The sequence below is a fragment of the Sporosarcina obsidiansis genome, from assembly GCF_009651005.1.
In the GTDB taxonomy this organism is placed as follows: Bacteria; Bacillota; Bacilli; order Bacillales_A; family Planococcaceae; genus Sporosarcina; species Sporosarcina obsidiansis.
On record NZ_WHVW01000001.1, the window covers coordinates 369162 to 378428 of the forward strand.

Here is a 9267-nt window from a genome sequence, read left to right on the forward strand (position 1 = left end):
ACTTCTAGGATGTTACAGAACACTTTACCAGATAGATACCAAAAGAACAACCGTTCGTTTTATCCACATTTCTAAGTGGATAAGCTGTGGGCAGTTTGTGCAAAGTCTAAACAAGCTTAAGTGTATAGCGGTGGATAATGTGTACAGAGTTATAAACAAATACAAAATTGTCGAAAGTTGTCGAAATATTCTTATGTATTCATGTTCTATAGTTCTAGACTAACTAACAAAAGAATTCAACATACTAATAGAAGAAAGCGTTTTTTAGAAGACTACAAATTTAGGGTGAAATTTTTGTTAAAACAAAATTCATATGGTGAATATTATTGAACTGAATTACTAACTAGTAGTATCAAATAGATATGAAAATAAAATAATGTGGAACATTTTAACTTCTGTTGTTACAGAGAAAATGAAGAAATGAAGTAGTATGGAAATAAATAATAAAAAAAATTAATTATATTCGATATGCAATATATCGCAATATATTGCATATGTAAGCGTGTTCAGTAGGTTTCCATTAGTCGCAATTGATTAAAAACTTTAAAAATACGGTTGACCTTTATCCTCATACAAGATATGATAGCAACAATCTAGTTCGCAGCTGTGATTCTATTCACTAGCTGTTCAGAATATTCAATAGTAATTGGTTCGTTCAATTATTTTAGGAGAGATTGCAATGAGAAGTGACATGATTAAAAAAGGAATCGATCGTGCACCACATCGCAGCTTACTTTATGCAGCAGGTGTAAAAACGAAAGATATGAACAAACCATTTATTGGAGTGTGTAATTCATATATTGATATTATTCCAGGCCATGTGCATTTAAATAAGTTCGCGGAAGTAGTGAAAGAAGCCATTTGGGAAGCTGGTGGTGTACCGTTTGAATTCAACACAATTGGTGTGGATGACGGAATCGCGATGGGGCATATTGGTATGCGCTATTCATTACCAAGTCGGGAACTCATAGCAGATTCAGCAGAAACCGTAATTAATGCACACTGGTTTGACGGCGTCTTCTATATACCGAATTGTGATAAAATCACGCCAGGAATGTTAATGGCAGCAGTTCGTACGAATGTGCCTTCTGTATTTGTTTCAGGTGGACCAATGGAAGCGGGTGTATCAGCAACAGGTGAAACACTTTCATTAACCTCTGTATTTGAAGGTGTAGGAGCTTACAAAAGTGGTAAAATGTCAGCAGAAACACTTAAAGACATTGAAGAGAATGCTTGTCCGTCATGCGGTTCTTGTTCGGGAATGTTCACAGCGAATTCCATGAACTCTTTAATGGAGATGCTAGGCATGGCATTACCAGGAAATGCGACAATTCTTGCAACCTCTGATGAGCGACATAAGTTAATCAAGCAAGCAGCGAAGCATTTAATGGAATGTATCGAAAAAGATATTAAACCACGCGATATAATTACAAAAGAAACAATTGACGATGCGTTTGCGCTTGATATGGCAATGGGTGGCTCTACTAACACAGTTCTTCACACATTGGCCATCGCGCATGAAGCGGAGATTGACTACAATATTGAAGACGTGAACGAAGTGGCAAAACGAGTACCGTACTTATCTAAGATCATGCCGGCCTCTGATTACTCCATGCATGATGTGCATCTAGCCGGAGGTGTCAGCGCAATTGTCAATGAATTGTGTAAAATTGACGGTGCGATTCATAAAGATCGAATTACGATCACAGGTAAGACGATTGCGGAAGATGTCGCAGGACATGAAATTACGAACACAGAAGTGATTCGAACGAAAGACAATCCATATAGCCCAGTCGGTGGTCTATCCATCTTATTCGGTAATATTGCTCCTGAAGGTTCCGTTATCAAAGTGGGAGCAGTTGACCCATCGATCAAGGATTTCAGGGGAGAGGCAATTGTCTTTGAATCACAAGAAGAAGCGCAAGAAAACATCGATAACGGTACAGTGCAAGCAGGCCATGTAGTTGTTATTCGATATGAAGGACCAAAAGGCGGTCCAGGAATGCCGGAAATGTTAGCTCCTACTTCCGCAATTATGGGTAGAGGACTAGGGAAAGAAGTAGCCCTGATTACAGACGGGCGTTTCTCGGGAGCATCTCGAGGTATTTCAATCGGACATATTTCACCAGAGGCGGCAGATGGCGGGCCAATTGCTCTTGTCGAAAATGGAGACATTATTGAAATCGATTTGATTAACCGAACAATAGAATTGATTGTACCTGATGAAGTGCTTGCTGAACGACGACACGCATTAAAACCATTTGAACCGAAGATTAAAAAAGGCTATCTAGGAAGATATTCTAAGTTAGTTACTTCTGCCAGTACAGGCGGAGTTATGAAAATTTAATAAATAAAACGTTGATGAGGTTAAAGTAGATAGATACTTGTATTCACAGAGAGCCGGTGTTGCTGGAAACCGGTAGTACAACTATTTACGACATCCCCTCGGAGTGGACTGTTAAAAGGCATGCTGATTAGACAGTCCCGGGCTTGATATTCGGGCTCGTTAGCAATGAAAAAGTGGAGTTTCGACTTGCTTTTTCATAAGGTGACAATTGTCACGAACTAGGGTGGTACCATGGAAACTTTTTCATCCCTATGTAAAGAAATTAGGTTTCTTTGCGTGGGATGAGAGGGTTTTTTTTTAGGAAATCAACGGAAGTTAGCATAACTACAACTAGGTGAATAATGGTATGAAAATAAAACTGATTCTTCAATCACCTGTAGAGTCACTAACTATCGAGCACAGTTTAAAAAAGGATTTAATGATGGTGATCGTAATTATCTAGTAGTAGAAAAATGTAAGGAGGAGTTCATGATGAGTGCTGAAGTACAAGAAAAACAGACTGCAACTGCGTCAATGCCTACAGAACAACCGAATAAAAAGCCCGCTGATGGTTCTGCTATCTTGATTCAATCGCTAAAAGAACAAAATGTTGAAGTAATCTTTGGATATCCAGGGGGAGCTGTCCTCCCGATTTATGACGCTTTATATAATGATCCGATCCCACATGTTCTGGCACGTCATGAACAAGGAGCGATCCACGCTGCGGAAGGATACGCACGAGTTTCTCGAAAAACCGGTGTAGTTATTGCAACATCAGGACCTGGTGCAACGAATTTAGTGACGGGTATTACGGATGCTATGATGGATTCATTACCACTCGTAGTCATCACGGGTCAGGTAGCAAGCACAGTTATTGGTACAGATGCTTTCCAGGAAGCTGATATTATCGGTATTACACAGCCAATCACAAAGCACAACTACCAAGTGCAAAATGTAGCTGATTTACCGCGTATTATTCGTGAGGCATTCCATATCGCATCGACTGGAAGACCAGGACCAGTAGTAGTTGATATTCCTAAAAATGTGGCAACTGATATTTTTGTTCCAATTGAGAAGGAAAATAAAGAAGTCAATTTGCCAGGATATCAGCCTACTAAAACGCCTAATTATCTGCAAATTCAAAAAGCAGCGCAAGCACTTTCTACGGCGAAGAAACCGATGATTCTTGCAGGTGCAGGTGTCCTTCATGCAGGTGGAACTGCTGAACTGAAAGAACTTGTAGAAAAACATCGAATCCCGATCACAAATACACTACTAGGTTTAGGTTCCATTCACGGAGACCACGAATTGTTTGTAGGAATGGCGGGAATGCACGGTACAGCAACTGCTAACTACGCTTTAAGTGAATGTGATGTAGTACTGAATGTCGGTGCTCGTTTTGATGATCGCTTGACAGGTAATTTGAACTCCTTTGTTCCGAATGCACGAGTCATTCATGTGGACATTGATCCTGCTGAAATCGGGAAGAATGTACCGACTGAAATTCCAATTGTTTCAGATGCAAAAGAAGCATTGCTTGCATTGTTGAAAGCAGATTTCAAATCACCGGATACAGCAGAGTGGGTTAATTATCTGAAGAATATGTCCAATGAATATCCACTTTGGTATAAAGAAGACGATAAAGATCTACTGCCACAGCAAGCGTTGGAAATTATCCACCGCGTGACAAAGGGTGATGCGATCGTAACGACAGATGTAGGACAGCATCAGATGTGGACGGCTCAATACTATCGTTTGAATAATCCCGATAATTGGGTAACATCAGGTGGACTTGGGACTATGGGCTTCGGTTTCCCAGCTGCAATCGGTGCACAACTTGCTAAGCCGGATGCTACAGTCGTCGCAGTAGTTGGAGATGCAGGATTCCAGATGACAGCTCAAGAGTTATCTTTGCTGCAGGAACTGCGTATTCCGGTCAAAGTCGTTATCTTGAACAATGGTGCACTTGGAATGGTTCGTCAGTGGCAAGAGACGTTTTATGAAGAACGTTACTCTCAGTCACTAATACCGGTCCAGCCAGACTTTATCAAATTAGCGGAAGCATACGATTTGAAAGGATACCGCATCCATACGCTAGAAGAAGCAGAAAAAATATTCGCGGAAGCATTATTATCTGATGAACCAGTCGTGATTGATTGTCGGGTAAAACAACTTGAAAATGTCTACCCAATGGTTGCACCAGGCAAAGGCTTACAAGATATGATTGGAGTGAGTCCTAAGTGAAACGAATCATTACAGTAACAGTAATTAACCAAAGCGGCGTATTGAACCGTGTAACGGGACTTCTCATGAAACGCCAATTCAATATTGAAAGCATCACCGTCGGTCATACAGAACAGCCAAACAGATCCAAGATGACGTTTCAAGTTCATGTGGAAGACGAAAGTAAAATTGAACAACTTGTAAAGCAACTGCAAAAGCAGATTGATGTAATTACAGTTAAAGATATAACAGACAAAGCGATTGTGCTACGTGAGCTCGCCTTAGTCAAGGTGATCTCACCACCACAAATCCGCTCAGAGATGAATAGCATTGTCGAACCTTTCCGTGCGACCATTGTCGATTCAGGGAAAAATGTAGTAACTTACCAAGTAACGGGTGACCCAGATAAAATCGAAGCATTTATCGATTTGCTGAAACCATATGGCATCAAAGAATTAACACGAACTGGCGCCACGGCATTTGCCCGTGATGTGCAAAAAGTTCAAGCACCACAGTTGTCTATCTTAAAACAATAATTCACACACACACTAGGAGGAAATGAAAATGACAAAAATGTATTATAACCAGGATATCAATGAAGGACTATTAGAAGGTAAAACAATCGCAATCATCGGGTACGGATCACAAGGTCACGCACACGCTCGTAACTTGAAAGATTCAGGCTTCAACGTAGTAGTAGGAGTTCGTCCAGGTAAATCATTCGACCAAGCAAAAGCAGATGGACTAGAAGCACTACCTGTTAAAGAAGCTTCTGAAAAAGCTGATTTGATCATGATCTTACTTCCAGACGAAAATCAAAAAGCAGTATATGAAGCAGAAATCGAGCCAGCTCTTGCTAAAGGAAAGTCACTCGTATTTGCTCACGGTTTTAACGTTCATTTTGGCGAAATCAAACCACCAGCTGACGTAGATGTATTCTTAGTAGCTCCAAAAGGACCAGGACATCTTGTACGCAGAACGTTTGAAGCAGGCGGTGGAGTTCCAGCACTATTCGCAGTATACCAAGACGTATCGGGCCAAGCGAAAGATGTAGCGCTTGCATATGCAAAAGGTATCGGATCTGCTCGTGGTGGTGTATTAGAAACAACATTCGAAGAAGAAACAGTTACGGATCTTTTCGGAGAGCAAGCAGTACTATGCGGCGGCTTAACTTCATTAGTCAAAGCTGGATTCGAAACACTTGTAGAAGCTGGATATCAGCCAGAACTTGCATATTTCGAAACATTGCATGAAACAAAACTAATCGTTGACTTGATGTATGAAGGCGGAATGGCTGGAATGCGTTATTCAATCTCAGACACTGCAGAGTGGGGTGACTTTGTTTCTGGACCACGCGTAATTGATGCAGATACAAAAGCTCGTATGAAAGATATTCTTACAGACATCCAATCAGGTAAATTTGCAAAAGAGTGGATCGATGAAAACAAAAACGGTCGTCCTAAGTACAATGCAATCGTAGAAGCAGAATCTAAGCACCAAATTGAAGAAGTAGGACAAAAGCTTCGTTCCATGATGCCATTCATTAACGAAGGAGCTAAATCAAAAGAGGAAGAAGTGGTAGCGAGTGAGAAGAATTGATATTTTCGATACAACTCTTCGCGACGGTGAGCAATCTGCAGGTATTAATCTAAATACTGTAGAGAAGTTAGAAATCGCTCGCCAGCTTGAAAAACTTGGGGTAGCAGTCATTGAAGCAGGATTTCCTGCTTCGTCCCCAGGGGATTTTGAAGCCGTTCAGCGCATTGCCAATACTGTGAAGAATTCAACAGTTACCGGTCTTGCTCGTGCGATGAAGAAAGACATTGATATATCATGGGAAGCTTTGCGTGGCGGAGAACAGCCGCACATCCATGTATTTTTGGCTACATCGCCTATCCATATGGAGTACAAATTGAAAAAGACTCCAGATGAAGTAGTAGATATTGCAGTAGATGCAGTCAAATATGCCAAGCAGTTTTTCCCTCTCGTGCAATGGTCAGCAGAAGATGCTTTCCGTTCAGAACCAGAATTCCTCGTACGAATCATTAATAAAGTAATTGCGGCTGGAGCCACAACAATTAATATTCCTGACACTGTAGGTTACGCTACTCCCCAAGAATATGGTGCACTTTTCAAGTACTTGAAAGAGAATGTCACGGGAGTAGAAAAAGTTAAACTCTCTGCGCATTGTCATGATGATCTTGGAATGGCAGTTGCTAATTCGATTGCTGCTGTTGAAAACGGTGCAGATCAAGTGGAATGTACGATTAACGGGATCGGTGAGCGTGCGGGGAATGCTTCATTGGAAGAAATTGCGGTTGCTATGCATATCCGTAAAGACTTCTATAATATGGATACGGGCATTAACTTACAGGAAATCAAACGTTCTAGCCAACTTGTTAGCCGTTTGACTGGAGTTGTCATTCAGCCAAATAAAGCAGTTGTTGGTAAAAATGCATTTGCACATGAGTCGGGAATCCACCAAGATGGTATGTTGAAAAATCGACAAACGTATGAAATTATCACACCTGAGCTAATTGGTGAGACTGATATGCCACTTGCACTTGGTAAGCACTCTGGACGCCATGCATTTAAAGATCGCGCCGTTAGTATGGGATTTGAGTTAAGTGATAAACAATTAAATGAAGCATTTGATGATTTCAAAAAGCTAGCAGATCGTAAAAAGGAAATTACAGAAGACGATTTGTTTGTGCTCTTTACAGGGCAGCAATTGTCAGATACAGATACACCAATTTATGAATTGCATAACGTTCAAGTTCAATATGGTACTTCTAATATACCGACAGCTACCGTTACAGCTACTGTACCTAGTGGGGAGACCGTTACAGTCGCAACAACTGGATCAGGTTCTGTTGAATCAATCTTCAACGCACTGGAATTGGTTATTAAAGGCGAAGTTCTCATTTTGGATTATCGTGTAACATCCATCGGTAAAGGCAGAGATGCTTTAGGCGAGGCTGTTGTCAATTTAAGCTATAATGGCTTGGAACTCAAGGGCCGCGATGTAGCTCAAGACGTTCTTGAAGCATCTGCAAAAGCCTACTTAAATGCAATCAATCGTCAACTAGTCCGTGAGAGATTGCGAACGCAAGAACTAATTAAATAAATTGATTTTAAATCGGTATAATTGTTTAGTATACACAGCTGATTTTCAACATTATATAGCTAGGATTGTAGTGGAGGGCGGCGACTCCTGCGGGAAAAGCATGAGCCTTGAGACCCCGCAGGTAGCGAAGCGGACGAGGAGGCTCAAGCCATGCCTGCGGAAAGCGTCCGCCTGGAACGAAAATCCTTTACCACTCACTAGGTAAGCTTTTAAGCGGAAATTTCAGCATAAGCTAAAAATAGAGGATAGAGTATTCGATCGAGTGATACGAGATTGATCAAGGAGGAGAAGTTCTATGGAAAAGAAAGTAGCAGTATTGCCCGGCGACGGAATAGGACCAGAGGTAATGGCAGAGGCTGTTCGTGTGTTGGAAGTGATTGGCAGACGCTTTAATCATACGTTCCATACTGAGTATGGATTGATTGGCGGAGCAGCGATTGATGAAAACAATGATCCGCTTCCTAAAGAGACAATTGAATTATGTGAGTCAAGTGACGCCATTCTCCTCGGAGCTGTGGGTGGTCCAAAATGGGATCAAAATCCGTCTGAATTACGGCCGGAAAAAGGATTGCTCGCGATCCGAAAACATTTTGATCTATTTGCAAACCTTCGTCCCGTTGCAGCTGTTCCTTCTTTAATCCAAGCTTCTCCTTTAAAAGAAGAGATCGTCAAGGAAGTTGATATGATGATTGTACGGGAATTGACGGGGGGATTATACTTCGGAAAACCGAGCAGGCATACAGATCAATCTGCAGTAGATACTCTAGTATATACGCGTGAAGAAATCGAACGCATTGTCGACAAAGGTTTCGAACTTGCCCGGTTGCGTAAAGGTAAAGTAACCTCTGTGGACAAAGCGAATGTACTCGAATCTAGTAAGCTTTGGAGAAAGATTGTAGAAGAAAAGAAAGCAGATTATCCAGATATTGAAGTGGAGCATCAGTTGGTAGACTCCTGTGCTATGAAACTCATTACGAATCCGGCAGCATTTGATGTCATCTTAACAGAAAACATGTTTGGTGATATTTTAAGTGATGAAGCTTCCGTCATTACAGGTTCACTTGGCTTATTGCCTTCAGCCAGTGTGCGTTCAGATGGATTAGGATTATACGAACCGGTACACGGTTCAGCACCGGACGTCGCTGGCCAAGGTATAGCGAACCCGGCAGCAGCGATTCTGTCAGTAGCCATGATGCTAAAGTATTCATTCGGATTAGAAACAGAAGCTGCGGCTGTTGAGAAAGCAGTCAATACAGTTTTTGAAGAAGGTCACTTTACAGCGGACCTAGCAGGTAAAGATCAACGTGCATTATCCACTAAAGAATGGACAGATAAAATAGTAGATGAATTGGATCTTCAATTCGTATCCAACAGCATTATGTATTCATATATCTAAACAAAAGTGGAAAGCGCCGTCTAGCCTCGACAGGCGTTGGAAGATCAGCAATAAAGGCGTCCTTTGCCTTTACTGCTGATCTGAAACGACCCGAGAGGCTGGCGCTTGGAACTAGATGAAACAAAAGTGGAAAGCGCCGTCTAGCCTCGACAGGCGTTGGAAGATCAGCAATAAAGGCGTCCTTTGCCTTTACTG

The 9267-nt window shown here is 41.5% G+C and carries 7 protein-coding genes and 1 other annotated feature; of the genes, 6 read left to right on the forward strand and 1 reads right to left on the reverse strand.

From position 1 onward, the window contains the following. Window positions 1-679: 679 nt before the first annotated feature. From ilvD to leuB, 6 genes are all read left to right on the forward strand, one after another. A complete protein-coding gene (gene ilvD / locus GD002_RS01540; protein ID WP_153730553.1) occupies window positions 680-2347 on the forward strand; it encodes a dihydroxy-acid dehydratase in 1668 nt (555 codons plus the stop codon). A 2-nt stretch (window positions 2348-2349) separates the two neighbouring features. Further along, window positions 2350-2601 (forward strand) — a binding site (T-box leader). Window positions 2602-2818: 217 nt separating this feature from the next. Further along, window positions 2819-4570, forward strand: coding sequence for a biosynthetic-type acetolactate synthase large subunit (gene ilvB / locus GD002_RS01545; protein ID WP_408020065.1), 1752 nt, complete (start codon window positions 2819-2821; stop codon window positions 4568-4570). Beyond that, window positions 4567-5085 carry an acetolactate synthase small subunit gene (gene ilvN / locus GD002_RS01550; protein WP_153730554.1) on the forward strand — a complete coding sequence of 173 codons (519 nt, stop codon included), beginning with the start codon at window positions 4567-4569 and terminating at the stop codon, window positions 5083-5085. The genes ilvB and ilvN overlap by 4 nt, the downstream gene beginning before the upstream one ends. 28 nt (window positions 5086-5113) lie before the next feature. Continuing rightward, a complete protein-coding gene (gene ilvC / locus GD002_RS01555) occupies window positions 5114-6148 on the forward strand; it encodes a ketol-acid reductoisomerase (RefSeq protein ID WP_153730555.1) in 1035 nt (344 codons plus the stop codon). Further along, window positions 6135-7676 carry a 2-isopropylmalate synthase gene (locus GD002_RS01560; RefSeq protein WP_153730556.1) on the forward strand — a complete coding sequence of 514 codons (1542 nt, stop codon included), beginning with the start codon at window positions 6135-6137 and terminating at the stop codon, window positions 7674-7676. The genes ilvC and GD002_RS01560 overlap by 14 nt, the downstream gene beginning before the upstream one ends. A gap of 295 nt (window positions 7677-7971) precedes the next feature. Beyond that, complete coding sequence (leuB, locus tag GD002_RS01565; protein WP_153730557.1) at window positions 7972-9072, forward strand: 3-isopropylmalate dehydrogenase; 1101 nt, start codon at window positions 7972-7974, stop codon at window positions 9070-9072. On the opposite strand, the gene GD002_RS17860 is transcribed toward leuB, so the two are convergent. Continuing rightward, a partial coding sequence (locus GD002_RS17860; protein ID WP_228548246.1) for a hypothetical protein occupies window positions 9053-9267 on the reverse strand: 215 nt, incomplete at its 5' end. The genes leuB and GD002_RS17860 overlap by 20 nt on opposite strands.